The 19,257-nt window shown below is 70.1% G+C and carries 19 protein-coding genes and 1 tRNA gene; 10 read left to right on the forward strand and 10 right to left on the reverse strand.

Annotated features, from left to right (window positions below):
• Window positions 1-106: 106 nt before the first annotated feature.
• Both ON30_RS22385 and ON30_RS22390 read left to right on the forward strand, forming a co-directional pair.
• Window positions 107-706: an AMIN-like domain-containing (lipo)protein gene (locus tag ON30_RS22385; RefSeq protein ID WP_040709871.1), complete on the forward strand. Its 600-nt coding sequence runs from the start codon at window positions 107-109 to the stop codon at window positions 704-706.
• Window positions 707-877: 171 nt separating this feature from the next.
• Window positions 878-1,387, forward strand: a complete 510-nt coding sequence (locus ON30_RS22390; protein ID WP_245554165.1) for an Rv2240c family protein — start codon at window positions 878-880, stop codon at window positions 1,385-1,387.
• 3 nt (window positions 1,388-1,390) lie between these two features.
• Here ON30_RS22390 and ON30_RS22395 read toward each other — a convergent pair whose 3' ends face one another.
• A complete protein-coding gene (locus ON30_RS22395; protein ID WP_083911601.1) occupies window positions 1,391-2,245 on the reverse strand; it encodes a metallophosphoesterase family protein in 855 nt (284 codons plus the stop codon).
• A gap of 173 nt (window positions 2,246-2,418) precedes the next feature.
• Here ON30_RS22395 and ON30_RS22400 point away from each other — a divergent pair, with 173 nt between their 5' ends.
• Window positions 2,419-4,125, forward strand: a complete 1,707-nt coding sequence (locus ON30_RS22400; RefSeq protein WP_040709874.1) for a GMC family oxidoreductase N-terminal domain-containing protein — start codon at window positions 2,419-2,421, stop codon at window positions 4,123-4,125.
• Window positions 4,126-4,351: 226 nt separating this feature from the next.
• Window positions 4,352-5,731 (forward strand): AIM24 family protein, encoded by a 1,380-nt coding sequence (locus tag ON30_RS22405; protein ID WP_040709875.1) that lies wholly within the window; start codon window positions 4,352-4,354, stop codon window positions 5,729-5,731.
• Between the two features lie 53 nt (window positions 5,732-5,784).
• Here ON30_RS22405 and ON30_RS22410 read toward each other — a convergent pair whose 3' ends face one another.
• A complete protein-coding gene (locus ON30_RS22410; protein WP_040709876.1) occupies window positions 5,785-6,801 on the reverse strand; it encodes a DUF6745 domain-containing protein in 1,017 nt (338 codons plus the stop codon).
• Between the two features lie 22 nt (window positions 6,802-6,823).
• A complete protein-coding gene (locus ON30_RS22415; RefSeq protein WP_040709878.1) occupies window positions 6,824-7,150 on the reverse strand; it encodes a DUF8820 family protein in 327 nt (108 codons plus the stop codon).
• A gap of 144 nt (window positions 7,151-7,294) precedes the next feature.
• Here ON30_RS22415 and ON30_RS22420 point away from each other — a divergent pair, with 144 nt between their 5' ends.
• Genes ON30_RS22420 through ON30_RS22440 form a run of 5 tightly spaced genes read left to right on the forward strand, consistent with a single transcriptional unit; the run spans window position 7,295 to window position 12,503 of the window.
• On the forward strand, window positions 7,295-8,281 hold the full coding sequence (locus ON30_RS22420; RefSeq protein ID WP_040709880.1) for an STM4015 family protein: 987 nt from the start codon (window positions 7,295-7,297) through the stop codon (window positions 8,279-8,281).
• Between the two features lie 3 nt (window positions 8,282-8,284).
• The gene (locus ON30_RS22425; protein ID WP_051029778.1) at window positions 8,285-9,439 is read left to right on the forward strand and encodes an STM4014 family protein; all 1,155 of its coding nucleotides are present in this window, start codon (window positions 8,285-8,287) and stop codon (window positions 9,437-9,439) included.
• Window positions 9,440-9,450: 11 nt separating this feature from the next.
• On the forward strand, window positions 9,451-10,257 hold the full coding sequence (locus ON30_RS22430; RefSeq protein ID WP_040709892.1) for an STM4013/SEN3800 family hydrolase: 807 nt from the start codon (window positions 9,451-9,453) through the stop codon (window positions 10,255-10,257).
• Window positions 10,254-11,594, forward strand: a complete 1,341-nt coding sequence (locus tag ON30_RS22435; protein WP_040709882.1) for an STM4012 family radical SAM protein — start codon at window positions 10,254-10,256, stop codon at window positions 11,592-11,594. The genes ON30_RS22430 and ON30_RS22435 overlap by 4 nt, the downstream gene beginning before the upstream one ends.
• 6 nt (window positions 11,595-11,600) lie before the next feature.
• Window positions 11,601-12,503 carry an STM4011 family radical SAM protein gene (locus ON30_RS22440; protein ID WP_040709883.1) on the forward strand — a complete coding sequence of 301 codons (903 nt, stop codon included), beginning with the start codon at window positions 11,601-11,603 and terminating at the stop codon, window positions 12,501-12,503.
• Between the two features lie 22 nt (window positions 12,504-12,525).
• On the opposite strand, the gene ON30_RS22445 is transcribed toward ON30_RS22440, so the two are convergent.
• From ON30_RS22445 to ON30_RS22470, 6 genes are all read right to left on the reverse strand, one after another.
• Window positions 12,526-12,900, reverse strand: coding sequence for a hypothetical protein (locus tag ON30_RS22445; RefSeq protein ID WP_040709884.1), 375 nt, complete (start codon window positions 12,898-12,900; stop codon window positions 12,526-12,528).
• Between the two features lie 17 nt (window positions 12,901-12,917).
• Window positions 12,918-13,469 (reverse strand): DUF3558 domain-containing protein, encoded by a 552-nt coding sequence (locus ON30_RS36290; RefSeq protein ID WP_051029780.1) that lies wholly within the window; start codon window positions 13,467-13,469, stop codon window positions 12,918-12,920.
• 491 nt (window positions 13,470-13,960) lie between these two features.
• Window positions 13,961-14,034, reverse strand: a tRNA-Leu gene (locus ON30_RS22455).
• Between the two features lie 316 nt (window positions 14,035-14,350).
• Complete coding sequence (locus ON30_RS22460) at window positions 14,351-15,835, reverse strand: amino acid permease (protein ID WP_040709885.1); 1,485 nt, start codon at window positions 15,833-15,835, stop codon at window positions 14,351-14,353.
• Window positions 15,836-15,869: 34 nt separating this feature from the next.
• Complete coding sequence (locus tag ON30_RS22465) at window positions 15,870-17,336, reverse strand: peptide MFS transporter (RefSeq protein ID WP_040709887.1); 1,467 nt, start codon at window positions 17,334-17,336, stop codon at window positions 15,870-15,872.
• Between the two features lie 52 nt (window positions 17,337-17,388).
• Complete coding sequence (locus ON30_RS22470) at window positions 17,389-18,318, reverse strand: alpha/beta fold hydrolase (RefSeq protein WP_051029782.1); 930 nt, start codon at window positions 18,316-18,318, stop codon at window positions 17,389-17,391.
• Between the two features lie 117 nt (window positions 18,319-18,435).
• On the opposite strand from ON30_RS22470, the gene ON30_RS22475 reads away from it, so the two are divergent.
• On the forward strand, window positions 18,436-18,990 hold the full coding sequence (locus tag ON30_RS22475; protein WP_040709888.1) for a TetR/AcrR family transcriptional regulator: 555 nt from the start codon (window positions 18,436-18,438) through the stop codon (window positions 18,988-18,990).
• 9 nt (window positions 18,991-18,999) lie between these two features.
• Here the strand turns inward: ON30_RS22475 and ON30_RS22480 are convergent.
• A partial coding sequence (locus ON30_RS22480) for a Ppx/GppA phosphatase family protein (RefSeq protein WP_040709889.1) occupies window positions 19,000-19,257 on the reverse strand: 258 nt, incomplete at its 5' end.

Genomic DNA, 19,257 nt, shown 5'->3' on the forward strand with positions numbered 1-19,257 from the left:
GCTATCCCCACCTCCGACACCGCCTTCGGGGCGGGCGCGCCGCCGACAGCGCCGTGTCGAGCCGAATTTCGTCGATCGCCGGCATTCGCTCAGTAACATCGGCCACATGCGTAACAGAATCGCGATGGTGCTCGCCGTGACCGCCGCACTCGTCGCGGGCTGCGACGCGGGACAGGGCGGCGACGCGGACATCGCCGCCGTATCGACCTCCGCGAGCACCACGACCAGTGCCACCGGAACCTTCGCCGAAGCGCCCGCCGACGTCCCCACCGACGCGGGCCCCAAACGCGCGGACGCTTCGCGCGGCGCCGGACTGACCGTCACCGACATCAGGATCGGCGCGCAACCCGGCTTCGACCGCGTCGTCTACGACCTCGGCGGCACCGGAACCCCGGGCTGGATCGTCCAGTACACCGACGCCGCCGTCCAGGACGGCAGCGGCCGAGTCCTCGACGTCGCGGGCCGCTCCATCCTGGAAGTGCAGATCACCGGATCGGCCTACCCCTTCGACAGCGGGGTCACCCCGTACGAAGGCCCCGACCCCGCCACCGACCCGTCCGCACCCGCCATCGCGGGGGTCTACCGGACGCTCGTCTTCGAGGGCACGACCCAGTCGTTCGTCGGGATCCAGGCCGATGGGCCCGCCTTCTCGGTACGCGCGCTCACCGATCCGACTCGCCTGGTCATCGATATCGCGCGCCCCTGAAACCCCGCTCGCCCACGCCCCGATGATCGGTTGGTATCGATTGGGGCACGGCGACCCGCCCGCGACCGGGTAGAGCAAGTACGGTCGTGTGGTCCGGTTCCCATCGGCGTCGCGAACCGGACGCAGCGGAAGAGAGGCAATACCGATATGCGACGACTGGAACGAGCGGGCGTGGCAACGGCAGCCACGGCCGTCGTCACCGGCCTGCTGTTCGTCGGCGCGTGTTCCAACCAGGTCACCGGCACCGCCGAGGTCAATCAGACCGATCTGGCCGCCTACCAATCCGATATGACGGCCTCCTCGATCGCCGCGTCCACCTCCCGCGCCGCCGCCACGCGCAGTGCGACCGTGGCCGCCTGCGCCTCCTTCGCCACCGCGAACGAAGCCTCGGTCAGCGTCTTCAACGCCTACATCGCGGCCAACAACACCAGCGCACCCGATACCGACGCCAAGGCGGGCGCCGCCGTCGGCACTCTGCGCGACAGCGCCCGCGCCGTCGACCGCGCGGTCAACGGCGAGGTGCAACCCGATATCGCCCAGAAACTGCACGCCTACCGCGACGACACCAACGCCTTGGCCGACACCCTCGAGCGGCGACCCGACATCGAGACCCTCAACGCCTCGATCGACCGGTTCAACAACACCAAGAACCTCGCCCGCGACGGCTGCCGCGCCTTCTGACCCTCACCCCGCCTTCGACACCTGCTCCGCGGACTCGGCGAACGGCAACGCCAGGACGTACCAGGAGTCCGCGCTGTCGTATCCGGGCAGGTGCGAGGCGTCCGGGTCGGCCCCCAGGCCCTCGACCGTGACTCGGTGGCCGTCGTCCAGGACCAGGGTGTCGGTGTAGCGGTAGTGCAGGTGCCCGTGCAGCACCAGACGCGGCCGCAAGGTGCGCACGATCCGCTGGACGCGATCCTGATTCGGCAGACACTCCGGCAGATCCTTGCGATTCCACTCGGGCGCGGCGTCGCGCGGCTTGTCGTGGGTCAGCAGCACATCGACGGCGGTGTCGTCGACCAGCAGCGCGTCGCATTCCTCGTCGGTCATCTCCTCCTCCGGGAACCACAGCGTCTCCGCGGTCACCGGGTGGCGCGCGGAGCCGAAACGCCTGCGCCGCGCGGCCTTGCGCTCCTCGATCGCCTCCTGGGCCAGCCGCCACGCCTTGTCCACCGAATACGCGCCGCCGAACGCGGCGAAGCGCGTCCCCTCCCAGGTCCAGCGCAGGCCGCGTGGGGCGTAGCGGATCGACTTGCGACACACCAGGAAGCCGTCGTCGTCGGGTTCGGCCCCGTACATCCGGTGCAGCAGTGAGGACTTGTCGTGGTTGCCGTCCAGGAAATAGACCTGCACCCGATGCCTGCGCGCGACCCGGTCCACCACGTCGAAATAGTGCCGTCCGTCGGCGATGTGCTCCCAAGCCCCGAAATCGCCGAGCACGAAGATCCGGTCGCATCCCTCGCGGGCGGCCGTGCGCACGGTCGCCAGCGCGTGCCCGGTGTTGCCGTGCAGATCACCCGTCATCAGAACGCTCCCCATCCCTCCATGCTGGCAGCGCGCACGGCGGACGGCATCCGCATTTCTACCCGGTCGGAGCGGGTGGACACCCCGCAGTTTGGCCGAAAATACCGATCCGTTGTCCGGGTATCTCTCCCGACGCCCCCCGATCTGCGAGAAACTGAGACCCAGAACACTTCGGCGAAGGATGGTTGATGAGCGGACAGTCCCACCACTACGACGTGCTGGTGATCGGTTCCGGGTTCGGCGGCAGCGTCACGGCGCTGCGCCTGACCGAGAAGGGTTATCGGGTCGGGGTGCTGGAGACCGGTCGCCGGTTCGCCGACGACGAGTTCGCGAAGAACTCCTGGCACCTGCGCGAATACCTGTGGGCCCCGAAATTCGGCTGCTTCGGCATCCAGCGGATGACCCTGCTCAACGACACCTTCATCATGAGCGGGTCCGGGGTCGGCGGCGGCTCGCTGGTCTACGCCAACACCCTCTACGAACCCCCGGAGACCTTCTACCGGGACAAGCAGTGGGCCCACATCACCGACTGGCGCGACGAACTGGCCGCACACTACGACCAGGCCACCCGGATGCTCGGCGTCACCACCAACCCGGCCACCACCCCCGCCGACCGCATCCTGCAAGAGGTCGCCGAGGAGATGGGCATCGCCGACACCTACCGGCGCACCCCCGTCGGCGTGCTGTTCGCCGACAAGAACAACCGGCCCGGCGACACGGTGTCCGACCCGTACTTCGGCGGCGCGGGCCCCGAGCGCGCGACCTGCACGCACTGCGGCGAATGCATGACCGGATGCCGCCACGGAGCCAAGAACACCCTGGTCAAGAACTACCTCTACCTCGCGGAGAAGGCCGGGGCCACCGTGCACCCGCTGACCACCGCGGTCACCGTGCGACCGCGGCCCGAGGGCGGCTACGCCGTCGACACCGTGCGCACCGGCCGCTGGATCCGCAAGAAGCGCACCACGTTCACCGCCGACCAGGTCGTCTTCTCCGCCGCTGCCCTGGGCACCCAGCAGTTGCTGCACAACCTCAAGGACGACGGCCACCTGCCGAACATCTCCGACCGCCTCGGCGAACTCTCGCGCACCAACTCCGAGGCCGTGCTCGCCGCCAAGGCGCGCGGCGACGGCCACGATTTCACCAAGGGCGTCGCGATCACCTCCTCGATCCACCCCGACGCGCACACCCACGTCGAACCGGTCCGCTACGGCAAGGGCAGCAACGCGCTGAGCCTGCTGACGACCGTGCTGGTCGACGGCGCGGAAGGCAAGCGCCGCTGGGTGCTCGGCCTGCGCGAACTGTGGCGCCAGCGCCGCGACCTGCTCTTCATCCACAACCCGCGGCGCTGGTCGGAGCGGATGATCGGGCTGCTGGTCATGCAGAACGTCGACAACTCCATCGTCACCTACAACAAGCGGGGCGTCCTCGGGCGCAAGATGACCACCCGCCACGGTGCCGGCGTGGCCCCGCCCGCGTGGATTCCCGCGGGCAACGACGTCACCCGACGGGTCGCGGCCAAGATCGACGGTGTCGGCCAGGGCAGTTGGACCGAGATGGTCAACATCCCGATCACCGGACACTTCATCGGCGGCTGCCCCATCGGCGACTCCCCCGCGACCGGTGTCGTCGACCCGTACCAGCGGCTCTACGGCTACGAAGGACTGCACATCGTGGACGGGTCGACCATCTCGGCCAACCTCGGCGTCAACCCGTCGCTGACCATCACCGCCCAATCCGAGCGGGCGATGTCGTTCTGGCCCAACAAGGGCGAACAGGATCCGCGGCCCGCCCTCGGGTCCGCCTACCGCCGGATCGCGCCGATCGCCCCGAAGAACCCGGTGGTCCCGGTCGCCGCGCCCGCGGCGCTCCGCCTGCCCATCACCCCCGTCTGACGCGGATCGGTTCCGCCCTTCCCGCACAGCTCAGGGGGCGGAACCGCACATTTCGGACGGTTCTCGGGAACCGACCGGACAGAATCGGACGCGATGCCCGACAGCGGTGGCGCGCGACCGGATTCCGGGACACACTCGGGACCATGAGCGGTACGTCATTGCGACCCGCCGCGCGCGACGAACGACCCGCGCGCGGCGTCCCCGGCACGCGCGCGGGTGGTGGACGATGACCACCCTCGCGCGCGGGGAGAACCGCCCAGCCCCCGACACCCGACTGACGGTCACCGTCACCAGTTCGGCGGGCGTCGACGTCTCCGCTCTGCTGCTCGCCGCCGACGGAAAAGTGCGCTCCGACGCCGATTTCGTCTTCTTCAACCAACCCGCGGGCCCCGGCGTCACCTACCGGCACGGACAGGGCGCGGGCGACGTCGTCGAAGTGCGCACCGACGCGCTGCCCGCCGCCATCGACCGGGTCGCGGTCACCGCGAGCCTCGACGGCGCCGGGCCGCGCACCTTCGCCGGCGTCGGCTCGCTGCTGACCACCATCGGATCCCCCTCCGGCACACTGACCTTCCCGATCACCGGCCTGACCACCGAGACCGCGGTCGTGTGCGTCGAGATCTACCGGCGCGGCGGCGCGTGGAAGGTGCGCGCCGTCGGCCAGGGATACGACAACGGACTCGCGGGCATCGCCACCGCCTTCGGGGTGGACATCGACGCCGAACCACCGCCGCCGCCCGCCCCGCCGGCTTACGCGGCACCGCCGCCACCCCCGCCCGCGTACCGACCGCCGCCGCCCGCCTATCCCTCGCCACCCGCGTACCAGCCGCCCCCCGGGCCGGCGCCCCAGCAAGGAGCACCGTCGATGCAGAGCGACCTGTTCAACCCCAGCTTCGCCGAGGCGAACGGCGTCGGCATCCAGAAGCAGGGCGGCAAGATGATCAAGGTCGCGGTCAACGGGGAGACCATGGCCCGCGCCGGATCGATGGTCGCCTACCAGGGCGACCTGCACTTCCAGGCGCTCGGCTCCGGCGGCATCGGCCGCGCCATCCAACAGCGGCTCACCGGCGAAGGAGTCCCGCTGATGAAAGTCTCCGGCCGCGGGGACCTGTTCCTGGCCAACCACGCCGCCGACGTGCACACCATCGACCTCGACGGCAGCGACGGACTCACCATCAACGGCTCCAACGTGCTCGCCTTCGACCCCACCCTGCGCTACGACATCGCAAGGGTGCAGGGCGCCGCCGGATACGCCAGCAACGCCGGACTCTTCAACTGCGTGTTCACCGGACGCGGACGCATCGCCATCACCACCCACGGCACCCCCGTGGTGCTCCAGGTCGACCAGCCCACCTACGCCGACCCGCAAGCCGCCGTCGCATGGTCCTCGAGTCTGCAGACCGGCATCAAACGCAACGACTCCTTCGGCCTCGGCCGACTCATGGGCCGCACCACCGGCGAAGGCGTCACCCTGTCCTTCGCCGGGCGCGGCTTCGTCATCGTGCAGCCCTCCGAACTGCCCTCCGGCGGTCTGATCGCCGGAACCGGCGGCGGACAGCAGGCCGGGCAGAGCGGCGGGGGCATTCTCGGCGGCATCCTCGGCTGAGCGGATTCCGCCCCTGCGCGGGGTTCAGGCCCGCGCATCAGGTCCGATGCGCATCAGGTCTGGCGTAGCGGTTCGTACTCCTCGGCGGTCAGACCGAACGTCCACGCCACCCCGGCGCGCGCCGTCGTGGTGTCCGGTGGAACCCGCAGCCAGTAGGTGCGACTGGTGCCGTCGGGTTCGGGCGTGGAGTTGATCACCTCGACCATCGTCACGTCCTCGTCGCCGAGGAGTTCGATGCGCCACAGCACGCCGGTCTCGTCGCGATGGATCGGCTTGGCGCCGGATTCGTCGAGGTAGCGGTCATAGCCGTAGTACTCGAGCATCACTCGCCGCAGTTCGGCGTTCTCCTCGGTGCGGATGCGCTCGGCCGTCAGCGTGCGCAGACCGTCGAGGAATTCGGCGGGCACCGGCATCCCGCGCCACGCGAACAGGGCGAACCCGTCGGCATAGGCCAGCGCGGGGCCGTCGCCCCGATCGAGTCTGCCCGCCTCGTCGCGATGCAGTTCGGTGGGGCGCTCCGACAAGACCACCAACTTCTCGTAAGGCCACCACCAACCGGCCTGCTCCGCCACCGCCGCCAGATCGCGCAGGACGTCACCGGGGTCGCCGCCGAAGGCCGCCAGCCACGCGGCGTCGTGCTGTCCGAGAACGGCCTCCAGCAGCAACAGACGCACCGCCGTGCGCTCCGCGCGCTCGGTCGCCGACTGTTCGATCACACCCGCGCGGACGCGGTCGATGACCGTGGTCGTCAGTTCCCACAGGTCCGCGCCGGTGCCGCGCCAGTGCTCGGCGAACCCCGCGGGACCCAGATCGGCGTGCAACCGGGCGCGTTCGGCCGCCATCGGCGCGGTGCGCAGCGCGTCGCGCACACTCGCGCCCGCACCCGATTCCGCGCGCAGCACCCGCACCGCCTCCAGAGGGGAAGCGACCCACACGATCCGGTCCGGCGCGGCCAGGCCCGCGGACCGATACGCCGCCCGCACACCCGCTTCCGCCGCCGCCCGATCGCCGGGCCCGGTGGCCGTCGACACCGCGCGCCAGCGATCGCGTTCGGTCTGATACTCGCTCACAGCTGATTCCCTCCTCGTCCGCTCAGTCCGCGACGATCCGCACCGACCCGGGCACGTACTCGCGTTGCCGCACGACGCGGAACCACCCCTTCGGCAGGGTGATCGCCGCGTGCTCCTCGTGCACCACCCGCCCGCCCTCGGGCAGGTGCAGCAGCATCGGCCCGGTGGCGCCCGCCTCCCGGATCAACCGGCCCGGCCCCTGCACGGCGTGCGCGTGCCCGGTGACCTCGCCCAGGGCCAGCACGAGCCGACCGCGCGGATCGCGCGCCACCGAGGGCGCGTGCGCCACCGTCGCGGGCACGGCGGCCTCGGCCACCGGCACGATCAGGACATCGCCTTGGCGATACATGATTTCCTCCCGTCACGGCCCGCTTCCGGCACCGTCGCCCACACGGTAACGGCGGGCACCGACAACCGCCCGACTCGGCGGATGTCGGCCGGACCTGTTAGAAAGTCGCGTGACGATCACGGCCGGAAGGGGCTGGCACAGCACATGACCATCGGCGACCATCTGACGGAGTTCGGCGGGCTGCCCGCGTTCACCTTTCCCGATGCCGACACCGACGAGAAGAAGAAAAAGAAGAAGAACCACGCACCGGTCGAGCTGCCCGCGGCGGGTGCGGTCGCCTGGCGGCTGCGCGTGGATTCCTATGACCCCGAGGAGAACTGGGGCGAATGCTTCACCCGGTTCCTCTACGCCGTCGACACCGCCGAGGTGCGGGCGCTGATCGTGGGGACGTGGGAGGAGGCCTACGACACCGCCCCCGAGGAGGTGGTCGAAGCCCTGGTCGCCGCCAAGGACCGGCTGCCCGCGCTGCGCGCCCTGTTCTTCGGCGACATCGTGATGGAGGAATGCGAGATCTCCTGGATCAACCAGGGATCGGTCGCCCCGCTGCTCGAGGCCTACCCCGACCTCGAGGCGTTCGGGGTGCGCGGCGGGCAGGGGCTGGAGTTCCCGCCGCTGACCCACAAGAAGTTGCAGACCCTGGTCGTGGAGACCGGCGGCCTGTCGGCCGAGGTCGTGCGCGGCATCGCGGCCAGCGACCTGCCCGCCCTGACCCACCTGGACCTGTGGCTGGGCACCTCCGAATACGGCGGCGACAGCGAAGTGGCCGACCTGGCCCCGATCCTGTCCGGTGAACGACTGCCCGCCCTGCGCCATCTCGCGCTGCGCAACAGCGAGAACCAGGACGAGGTCTGCGCGGCCCTGGCCGCCGCGCCGGTGGTGGCCGGGCTGACCAGTCTGGACGTGTCCATGGGCGTGCTCACCGACGACGGGGCGGCGGCGCTGCTGTCCGGTCAGCCGCTGACCCATCTCGAGGCCCTCGACATGCACTACAACTACCTGTCCGAAGCGATGCGCGCCCGGTTGCGGGAAACGCTCGAACCCGCCGGGGTCCGACTGGATCTCGACGCCGACGACGCCGAAGAGGACAGCGACGACGACACCGTGTGGCGGTTCGTCTCCGTCGGTGAGTGAGCCGTGTTCGAGACAGCACCACCACCGGGACCGCCGCGCTGGGTGATCGTCGGCAACGGCGAGAACCGGCGCGTCGGGATGTTCGCCGACGCCGCGCGCGCCGCCGGTGCCACCCGACTGCGCGTCGTCGAATGGCGCGAGATCCTGCGCCGCGGCGTCCCCGACTTCGCCGACGACGAGATCGTGCGACTGGATTCACCCGGCGAGAACGCCGAAGTGGACAGGCTGCTGCGCGAATCCGACGAACCCACCAGGGTCGAGGGCTCGGCCCGGTGGTACGCGCGGTTCACCGCCGCCGTGCGCGGCCTGCGTGGCGGCTTCCGACTCGACGACCCGGACGAACTCGCGGTGCTGTTCGACAAACGGCGGTGTCACGCCCGCCTGGCCGGGGCGGGCGTCCCGGTACCGGCCGCGCTCACCTCGGGCGAGCGGACGCCGGTCCGCGACTGGGGTGAGATCCGCGACCGGATGCGCGCGGCCGGGATGCCGCGCGTCTTCGTGAAACTCGCGCACGGGTCCTCGGCGTCCGGCGTCCTCGCGGTCGAGACCCGCGGCGACGGGCGGGTGCGGGCGACCACCTCGGTCGAGATCACCCCGAGCGGTCACCTGCACAACTCGCTGCGCGTACGGCGCTACACCTCCGAACGCGAGATCGCCGCGATCGTGGACCGACTCGCGCCGGACGGACTGCACGTCGAACGCTGGGTGCCCAAGGTGTCGCAAGGCGGTCGCTCGGCCGACCTGCGGGTGGTGGTGATCGGCGGACGGGCCACCCACGCCGTGGTCAGAACGGGCAAAGGGCCGCTGACCAACCTGCATCTCGGCGGCGCGCGCGGCGATCTGGCCGATTTCCGCCGCGCGGCGGGCGTCGGCTGGGAGACTGCGCTGTCGATCTGCGAACGGGCCGCCGCGTGCTTCCCGGCCACGCTGTGCGTGGGCGTCGACCTGCTGCCCGCCGTGGGGTGGCGGCGGTTCGCGGTGGGCGAGGTCAACGCGTTCGGCGACCTGCTGCCGCGCCTGATCGGACTGCCCGAAGGCCCCGCCGCCGGACTCGACACCTACACCGCGCAGGTCATCGCGGCGGCCAGTCGGTATCAGGCCGCGCGCGAACACTGTTCGCGCGAACTGGTCGGCGCGCACGGCGGCCACCCGCTGTGACCGCGCTCGACATGAACGCGGTCGTGGGCGTCGACGACTTGCTGCTGCTCACCCTCGACACGCTGCGCTACGACGTCGCCGTGGAACTGCTCGAGGCGGGCAGGCTGCCCACCCTCGCCGCGCACCTACCCGGCGGGGTGTGGGAGAAGCGCCACGCCCCGGGCAATTTCACCTACGCCGCGCACCACGCCATCTTCGCCGGCTTCCTGCCGACACCCGCCGCGCCCGGACCGCACCCCCGACTGTTCGCCGCCCGCTTCGCGGGCAGCGAGACCACCGCCGAGCGCACCTTCGTCTTCGACGAACCCGACCTGGTCTCCGCACTCGCCGCGCGCGACTACCACACGGTCTGCGTCGGCGGCGTCGGCTTCTTCAACAAGCAAGGGGCGCTGGGCAGCGTGCTGCCCGGCCTGTTCCGCGAGAGCCACTGGGAATCCGAGTTCTCGGTGGCCTCACCCACGTCTTTCGAAGCCCAGGTCGCGCGGGCCGAACAGGTCGTGGCGGCACTGCCCGCCGAACGCCGCCTGTTCCTGTTCGTCAACGTCTCCGCCCTGCACCAGCCCAACTGGTTCCACTTGCCCGGCGCCACCCGCGACGCCGGCGACAGCCGCGTCACCCACGCCGCCGCACTGGAATACGTCGACCGGCACCTCGGCCGACTGTTCGATGCCGTCCGGTCGCGGCGACGCTGCCTGGCCATCGTCTGCTCCGATCACGGCACCGCCTACGGCGACGACGGCTACACCGGCCACCGACTCGGCCACGAAACGGTGTGGACGGTCCCGTACGGCCACTTCTTCCTGGAGCCGCCCGCATGACCAGCACCCTCACCCTCCCCCGGCCGTACCAGAACTACGTCTACGCCTACCCGCACAAGACCGCCTACCGTCCGCTGGAACCCCGGCCTGCGCTGACCGACCTGTGGGCGGGCGAATCGCGGCGGGCGCTGTCGCTGTACCTGCACATCCCGTTCTGCGAAGTACGCTGCGGCTTCTGCAACCTGTTCACCCGCGTCGGCGCACCCGACGGCCTCACCACGCGCTACCTCGACGCGCTGACCAGGCAGGCCGAGACGATGCGCGCCGCACTCGGCGACGCCGAACCGCCCCACTTCGCCACCGCCGCCTTCGGTGGCGGCACCCCCACGTTCCTCGAAGCCGACGAACTCACCCGCCTGTGCGATATCGCCGAGGACGTCATGGGCGCGGACCTGCGCGCCATCCCGCTGTCGGTGGAAGCCTCGCCCGCCACCGCCACCGCCGACCGACTCGCCGTCCTTGCCGCCCGCGGCGTCACCCGACTCAGCCTCGGCGTCCAGAGCTTCGTCGACAGCGAAGCCCGCGCCGCCGTGCGCCCGCAGCGCCGCGCCGACGTCGACGCCGCCCTCGGGCGCATCCGCGACGCCGCGATCCCGAACCTCAACATCGACCTCATCTACGGCATCGACGGACAGACCCCGGCCAGTTGGCGGTACTCCCTCGACGCCGCGCTCACCTGGCGGCCCGAGGAGATCTGCCTCTACCCGCTCTACATGCGTCCACTGACCGGACTCGACCGCAACGCCGACCCCGCCGCCTCCGAACGCGACTGGGACTCCCACCGCCTCGACCTGTACGCGCGCGGCCGCGACCACCTGCTCGCCCACGGCTACACGCAGGTCTCCATGCGCATGTTCCGCCGCCTCGACGCCCCGCCGCAGGGCGCCGACGACTACGCCTGCCAGACCGACGGCATGATCGGACTCGGCTGCGGGGCCAGGTCCTACACCTCGAGCACCCACTACTCCTTCGACTACGCCGTCGCCGCGCGTGAAGTCCGCGGCATCATCGACGCCTACACGGCCACCACCGATTTCACCCGCGCGCTCAACGGGCGACGCATCGACGGCGACGAAGCCGAACGGCGCTACCTGCTCCAATCCCTGCTCCAGGCCGAAGGATTCACCGTCGCCGACTACACGGCCCGCTTCGGCCGCACCCCGCACGACGGCTTCGCCGCCGAACTCGACCTGCTCACCGCACGCGGTTGGCTCGCCGACGGCGACTCCGCGCGCCTGCGCCTGACCGCCGAAGGACTCGCCTACTCCGACGCCATCGGACCGGAATTCTTCTCCCCCGCCGTCCGCGCCGCCATGGCCGCCTACGAACACCGGTGACCCGTCGTGGATCTCACCGTCCTCTACCGCGGCCCCCTGTCCTCCTGCGACTACGACTGCGCGTACTGCCCCTTCGCCAAACGCCGCGACTCACCCGACCAACTGCGTGCCGACCGGGCCGCACTCGACCGCTTCACCACCTGGGCGCACACCCGCACCGAAGACCGACTCCAAATCCTGTTCACCCCGTGGGGTGAAGGTCTGGTGCGCTCCTGGTACCGGCGCGCCCTCGTCGACCTGTCCCACCGACCGCACATCACGCGCGTCGCCATCCAGACCAACCTCAGCTGCCGCACCGACTGGCTCGCCGACGCCGACCTCGACACCGTCGCCCTCTGGTGCACCTACCACCCCGACCAGACCCCCTACGACCGGTTCCTCGCCAAAACGGCGCGCCTGGCCGAACTCGGCGTACGCTACAGCGTCGGAATCGTCGGCCTCCCCGAGCACCACGACCACGCCCTGCGCCTGCGCGCCGACCTCCCCGACCACATCTACCTGTGGGTCAACGCCGCCGAAGGCCACACCTACACCGACGCCGAAGCCGACGACTGGACCACCGTCGACCCCTTGTTCCCCTACAGCCGCCACCCGCACCGCTCCGGCGGCCTCCCCTGCCGCACCGGCTCCTCCGTCCTCTCCGTAGACGGCGAAGGCACCGTCCGACGCTGCCATTTCGTCCCCACCCCCCTCGGCAACCTCTACGACGACTCCTACCGGTCCGCACTCACCCCCCGCCCCTGCCCGCTCGCCGTCTGCGACTGCCACATCGGGTACGTGCACCTGGAAAGCCTGCCGCTCTACGACGTCTTCGCGGGCGGCGTGCTCGAGCGCATCCCCGCTCTCGCGCCGGACTCCTCCCGCTCCACGCCACTCCCGCTCCGGCAGATCGAACTCCGCGCTCACTGAGGCAGGCCCCAACCGGCCACCGTTATGGCGGCAACGGAACATCACCGAGCGCCTGCCCGGTCACCTGGTCCTGCTCCTCGATCGTCTTCACCGACACCTTGATCGTGTCGGCCATCAGTTGCAGCACCTCGATGTGCTCCGCCAACGCCGAATCCACATCCCCCTCCCCACCGACCGCCTTCTGACCGAACATGTCCGCCAGTTTGTCGGCGCATTCGAACCGCCCCATGCCGGACACGTACTGCATCTGCTTCAGCAGGTCGCGGCAATCCGAATACAGGGTTATCTGCTGATTGACCGCCGCGTAGCAGTCATTGGCGACCGACGAATCCAGTCGCAGTCGTCCTGCGGCGGCTTCGCCGGCGAGATACTGCCACCGGCTGACATCTTCATTCACCGTATGACCTCTTTCGATCAGCTCGGCAGCGTCGGGACGAGATTCGCGGCGGCGGCCGTCAACCTGTCGCACGGCGGTGTCGTGCCGTCAGCCGAGTTGAAGACTGTGAGACTCAACGCGCCCTGTACCGCGGGAAAGACAAGGTGGCAGTCCTCATTTCGCTTGTCCGTCGATCGCAAGAATTGAAAGCCCGGGCGCCCACTCACCTCGACCGGTGTGAATCCGACGTTCTCCGGCTTCTGCCGGAAGGAATCGACGGTGTTGACGGTGGACCACACCCCCAGCGTGTACTGCCATCTGGTTGAGGCATCCCGCCAGGAACACACCTTCCACCCCGGTTCTTCGATACCGGCGACTCCCGATCGCTTCGTCGACGGGAGCACTCCGACCGACTGCAACGTCGCGTCATCGATCTGGGTGCACGGATCCCACAGCGTCGCCGCGGCGGCCGACGGATCGACGCTCCCTTCCGGCCCCGCCGCCCCCTCGGTGGTCGACTCACATCCGACCGCACCGACGGCGACCACCGAGGCCACCACCGCCACGCCCACCGTCTTCGCGATCCGCATGACCCTCCCTGCTGTCGCCGCATTCCCCCGTCATCGAATTGGACGCGGGGCCACCCGGATCGGTTCCACCGCGGGCGAAACCTCCCCTGCCAACCTAACCGACGTCCGCGCCCCACCACACCCCGCCGCGTGCGAGGGATGGTGAGCGGACCGGCCCGCCGAACGCTCGAACATCCGCGCGGGACCGGCTGTCCTCCGCCACTGGCAAACCGGACATTCCACGCCGACAGGCAGTCGAGCGGTATCCCTTCCGCCCTCGGAATTCCGACCGGTACGGATACCGCGGAGTATCGCCGGTCCGCCGAGCCGACCCGCCGCGGTCGGCCGGACCGTAAGCCGCCACGACATCGAACGCAGGCCCACGCAGCCCCTACCGGCCGTTCTGCCATAGGGGATGGACATCGATCGCACAGGGCCCACGCGCCCGAGAACGAACCGGGACGCGAGGGGGAGATTCGGGCCCGAATACCGGCTCACCTGCGGTTCCGAGGTGCCCCCAGTCGGACTCGAACCGACACTTGGCGGATTTTAAGTCCGCTGCCTCTGCCAATTGGGCTATAGGGGCGTGCCGGTCAGCCTACCGACCCGTACGGCTGTACCGGAATCCCGATGGCCTCCGGCGGGTCGAAACGGCGGCTGGGGTCAATCGGCGGGTTCGCGGGGGATTGTCGGAGGTCAACGCGGACAACGGGGTCCGAGGGGCGGGGCGGCGGCGGCGAAGTGCGACGTGTCACGTAATTCGGGTACGGGAGTACCCGAGGGCGGCTGTGGGCGGGCGTCCCGGCGAGAGGATGAGAGAGGATCGGTTACTATCTAGCAACCGCGACTCCGTGCGGTGGCCGCGGCGGCGGAGGGGACCGCCGTGACCATCGCGCCGGGCGCTAGGCGGAGTCGGCCGAGCGCCGTCCGAGGACCGAATGTCGGCGACTGTAGGCGAAATAGACCACGAAGCCGAGGAGCATCCACACCAGGAACCGCAGCCAGGTCTCGACCGACAGGTTGAGCATCAGCCACAGGCAGGCCAGCACGCCGAGGATCGGGACGACGGGCACCAGCGGAACGCGGAACCCGCGGGGCAGGTCGGGGCGCGTGCGACGCAGGACGATCACGCCGACGGAGACGAGGACGAACGCGAACAGGGTGCCGATGTTGACCATTTCCTCGAGCGTGCCGAAGTCGACGAATCCGGCGAGGATCGCGCAGACGACGCCGACCAGGACGGTCAGGCGCACGGGAGTGCCCTTGGGCCCGGTGCGGGACAGGCTGCGCGGCAGCAGTCCGTCGCGGGACATGGCGAACAGCACGCGGGTCTGGCCGAGGTAGAGCACCATCACGACGGTGGTGAGTCCGGCGAGCGCGCCGAGGGAGATGATCTTCTCGGCCCAGTCCACGCCGTGGATGGCGAAGGCGGTGGCGAGGGTGGCGTTCTCGCCGGACAGTTCGGTGTAGGAGACCATGCCGGTGAGCACGAGCGAGACCGCGACGTAGAGCACGGTGACGATGAGCAGCGAGCCGATGATGCCGCGCGGGACGCTGCGCTGCGGGTCGCGGGTCTCCTCGGCGGCGGTGGCGACGACGTCGAAGCCGATGAACGCGAAGAACACCAGGCTGGCGGCGGCGAGCAGGCCGTACCAGCCGAAAGTGCTGTTGCCCGCGCCGGTCAGCCAGGAGAACAGGGACTGGTGGATGCCCTCGTCGGCGGCCTCGGGCTGCGAGGGCGGGATGTAGGGGCTCAGGTTGTCGGAGTCGAAGAACCACAGTCCGACCACCAGCACGACGGCGATGACGCCGAGTTTGATGGCGACGGCGACGGCGGAGACGCGCGAGGACAGTTTGGTGCCCAGGGCCAGCAGCACGCCGAGGACGGCGATGAGCAGCACCGCGCCCCAGTCGAAGGTGACACCGCCCAGGTCGACGACCGCCGCGCCGCGCCCCATGACGTCGCCGAGGTACTGTGACCAGCCCTTGGCGACCACGGAGGCGGCGAGGGCGAATTCGAGGATGAGGTCCCAGCCGATGATCCAGGCGGCCAGTTCGCCGAAGGTCGCGTAGGAGTAGGTGTAGGCGCTGCCTGCGACGGGCACGGTGGAGGCGAATTCGGCGTAGCACAGCGCGGTGAGGCCGCAGGCGATCGCCGCGAAGACGAAGGCCAGCGAGACCGAGGGGCCCGCGACATTGCCCGCGGTGCGGGCGGTGAGGGTGAAGATGCCAGCGCCGACGACGACCGCGACGCCGAAGATGGTCAGATCCCAGGAGGTCAGGTCCTTGCGGAGCCGGGAATCGGGTTCGTCGGTGTCTCGGATCGACTGTTCCACCGATTTGGTGCGGAACAGCCCGCCGCCGCCGAATGGGCTGGTGATCGCCACGCTGACTCCTTCTGCCTGCCGAGGGCCGGTGCGACTAGTGGACGCCGGCCATGTACCGGCTTACCCAGGGAGCGAGCCCGGCAACAATCGCGCCGACGGCGATCGCCACGAGGCCGGTGACGCCGAAGTAGGCGACTTCGTGGTCCGGGGAGTAGAAGCGGGCCAGCGCGCCCGCCATGGAGGTGCCGATGCCGACGGAGAAGAAGTACAGGGCCATCATCTGCGCGCGGAAGGCGACGGGCGCGAGTTGGGTGGTGACGGCGAGTCCGATGGGTGAGAGCAGCAGTTCGGAGACGGCGAACAGCGCCATGATCGCGACAACCGCGAGCACGGGAACGGTGCGTCCCTCGAATCCGGCCAGTGGCACGAACAGCAGGAACGCCGCGCCCATGCCGAGGACGCCGAGCGCGAATTTGCGCGGCGTCCCGGGCGCCCGGTTGCCCAGGCGCGTCCACAGCAGCGCGAACAGCGGTGAGAGCGCGATGATCCACACCGGTTCGACGGAGCTGATCCAGTTCGACGGCGCGGTCCAGCCGAAGATGTTCCAGTCGATCCGTTCGTCGGAGTAGACGGTGAGCACGGTGAAGATCTGCTGGAACAGCGACCAGAAGACGGCGTTGGCGAGGAACAGTGGGATGAAGGCGCGCACCCTGCCGCGTTCGAGGGGCTCGACCTTCGCGCTGGTGAGCATGATCGTGAAGTACAGCAGCGCGGTCGCGGCGATGACGCCGGTGGTGACGTCGGGCAGGTTGTCCAGGGTGACCAGTCCGGTCGCCCACGCCAGGACGATCACGGCCGCGAGGGCGGCGAGCACCCCCACGATCGGCCCGGCGGAGCGGCGCGGCAGCGGGTTGGGGACTTCGCGGCCGTGGGTGCCGAGATTGCGGCGGAACACCACGTACTGGGTGAGTCCGAGCGCCATGCCGACCGCGGCGGCGCCGAAGCCCCAGTGGAAGCCGAGGTGGGTCTGGAGCAGCCCGGTCAGTAGCGGCCCGGTGAACGCGCCGATGTTGATGCCGAGGTAGAACAGGGTGAAGCCGCCGTCGATGCGGGCGTCGTCCTTCGGGTAGAGGGTGCCCAGCAGCGAGGAGGCGTTGGCTTTGAGCGCGCCGCTGCCCAGCGCGACCAGCACCAGGCCGACGCCGACGCCCGCCAGTCCCGGCAGGGCGGCCAGCGCGATGTGGCCCGCCATCACGACGACGCCGCCGTAGAAGACGGTGCGCTCCATGCCGAGCAGGCGGTCGGCAATCCAGCCCCCGAGCACGGTGGACAGGTAGACCAGGCCGCCGTAGGCGCCGACGATGCCGACGGCGGTGTCCTGGTCGAGGCCGAGTCCGCCGTCGGTCACCGAGTAGTAGAGGTAGTAGCCGAGGATGGAGACCATCCCGTAGAAGCTGAAGCGCTCCCACAGTTCCACCCCGAACAGGTTGGCCAGTCCGATCGGGTGACCGAACAGGGTCCGTCCGGGTGCGGGCGGGTCGGCGACCGCGTCGTGCGCCATCCCCCGACAGTGACATAGGTCACTGCGCGGCGGCAACCAACCCGCCGACGCGCTACCCGACCGGGCCGACGAAGGGCAGCACCACCGCGCACGCGGCGGGCAGGGCGTGCGCCGGATCGAGCGCGTTCAGCACTTCGCGCACGGCGACCGGGTCGGCGGTGAGTTCGTAATGCTCGGTGTAGTCGGTGGCGCAGAGGTCCTGCAGGACGATGTTGCGCACGTTGGGACCGGTGAGCATGCCGGTGGTGTACGGGGTGGCGATCTGGTCGTAGCGGCTCACGATCGTGGTGAACCGGATCTGCGGCGCGATGGCGGGATCGGGGTTGAGCGTGCGCAGGAACGGCGACCCGTAGGAGACCTGGCAGGGGCCGCAGCGGTCGGTGACCGCTTCCGCGACGCCCGGCAGTTCCAGCAGTCCGGCGAACATCGATTGGATCCCGCTCAGGGTCGTGCCGTGCAACGGGGCCGCCATCGCGATGTAGTCGTCGACCTTCGGAATGCCGCCGAGGTGGTTGAGGTAGTAGAAGGGCACCGCGCCGCCCATCGAGTGCCCGACCAGGTCAACCCGCGGCGCGCCGGTGGCGGCCAACACCCGGTCGACGAACGCGCCGATCTGGGCGGCGCTCTCCTCGACCGGGGTGACCGCCCCGATCGGGCCGAGCGGTCCGGTGCCGTAGGTGGTGCTGAATACGCAGTATCCGGCGGCGTTGAGCACCGGGGCGAGCGTGTTCCAGGTGACGGTCCGATTGCTGAGTCCGTGCAGCAGCACCACGGGTTCGGGGTGTTCCGGACTCGGGCGGCAGGCCCAGTCGTCGGCGCCCGGCGGGGCGGCGTCGGGGCCGGCCAGTTGGGCGGCGACACCGCCGAAGTAGCTGTAGGACGGCGGCGGCTGCGGCTCCTCGGCGACGGCGTGTGCGGCGGCCGTCACCGAGACGGTAAGGGCGGCAAGGATTCCGGCGATACGCTTCGGCCAGCGCGGCATGACTCTCCTAGCGGGATTCTCCAACGACCGGTCCCCGTTCCACGGTTATGACCGACCGGTCGGTCATAGACTACCCTCGGAATGCCACGACGCAAGAGGATCGGGGAAGATCGACCCATGCCAAGACCCGCCGAACCCGGCCGCACCGCCCTCATGAACGCAGGAGCCCTCGTCGCGGCGGACAGGGGGCTGCGCGGGTTGTCGATCAACGCCGTGGTCGAGGCCGCGGGCATGGCGAAAGGCAGTTTCTACCACCACTTCCCGGACCGGCGCAGCTACGTCATCGCCCTGCACCGGCAGTACCACGACGCGCTCTCCGAACTCGTCGGCGCCCGCATCGCCGGACTCACCCCCGGCGCGCGACGCGTGCGGGTCGGCGTCCTGGCCTACCTCGACGCGTGCCTGGCCACCCGCGGCACCAAAGCCTTTCTGGCCCAGTCAAGAACCGACACCGACCTCTTGGACGAGGTGCACGAGCGCAACCGCCGCTTCGCCGGCGTCATCGCCCCCGACCTACTGGAGATGGGGTGGTCCGACCCGCTCGCGGTCGCACACCTACTGGTCGCGATGGTCGCCGAGATCGCGCTCACCGAACTCTACGGCGACGCGCCGCGCGACGACCTGCGCGCCGCCGTCATGACGATGATCGAGCGCACGCCCGACGCGGATTGAACGCCCCGCTCAGGCGATGGACAGCGCGATCCCGTCGAGGATGTCGTGCTCGCTGACCACCAGCGCGGAGATGTCCGCGCGCCGGGACAATTCGTAGGCGAGGACCTCGGTGATCACCGCGCCGCCGCCGATCACGTCGACCCGCCCCGGATGCATCGGGCCCAGCGCCGCACGCTGGTCGTGATCCATCGCCAGCAGCCGATCACCGACCTCGCGGACCTGATCCAGCGTCAGACTCGTCAGATGGACGCGCGCCGAATCGTATTC

The sequence above is a fragment of the Nocardia takedensis NBRC 100417 genome (genome assembly GCF_000308695.1).
GTDB lineage: Bacteria > Actinomycetota > Actinomycetes > Mycobacteriales > Mycobacteriaceae > Nocardia > Nocardia takedensis.

Excerpts from the sequence above, each read along its gene's own strand:
- ON30_RS22475 (WP_040709888.1), top strand. The coding sequence starts at position 18,436 with ATGCCAAGACCCGCCGAACCCGGCCGCACCGCCCTCATGAACGCAGGA.
- ON30_RS22395 (WP_083911601.1), bottom strand. The coding sequence starts at position 2,245 with ATGGGGAGCGTTCTGATGACGGGTGATCTGCACGGCAACACCGGGCAC.
- ON30_RS22420 (WP_040709880.1), top strand. The coding sequence starts at position 7,295 with ATGACCATCGGCGACCATCTGACGGAGTTCGGCGGGCTGCCCGCGTTC.
- ON30_RS22400 (WP_040709874.1), top strand. The coding sequence starts at position 2,419 with ATGAGCGGACAGTCCCACCACTACGACGTGCTGGTGATCGGTTCCGGG.
- ON30_RS22465 (WP_040709887.1), bottom strand. The coding sequence starts at position 17,336 with ATGGCGCACGACGCGGTCGCCGACCCGCCCGCACCCGGACGGACCCTG.
- ON30_RS22405 (WP_040709875.1), top strand. The coding sequence starts at position 4,352 with ATGACCACCCTCGCGCGCGGGGAGAACCGCCCAGCCCCCGACACCCGA.
- ON30_RS22435 (WP_040709882.1), top strand. The coding sequence starts at position 10,254 with ATGACCAGCACCCTCACCCTCCCCCGGCCGTACCAGAACTACGTCTAC.
- ON30_RS36290 (WP_051029780.1), bottom strand. The coding sequence starts at position 13,469 with ATGCGGATCGCGAAGACGGTGGGCGTGGCGGTGGTGGCCTCGGTGGTC.
- ON30_RS22470 (WP_051029782.1), bottom strand. The coding sequence starts at position 18,318 with ATGCCGCGCTGGCCGAAGCGTATCGCCGGAATCCTTGCCGCCCTTACC.
- ON30_RS22415 (WP_040709878.1), bottom strand. The coding sequence starts at position 7,150 with ATGTATCGCCAAGGCGATGTCCTGATCGTGCCGGTGGCCGAGGCCGCC.
- ON30_RS22385 (WP_040709871.1), top strand. The coding sequence starts at position 107 with ATGCGTAACAGAATCGCGATGGTGCTCGCCGTGACCGCCGCACTCGTC.
- ON30_RS22430 (WP_040709892.1), top strand. The coding sequence starts at position 9,451 with ATGAACGCGGTCGTGGGCGTCGACGACTTGCTGCTGCTCACCCTCGAC.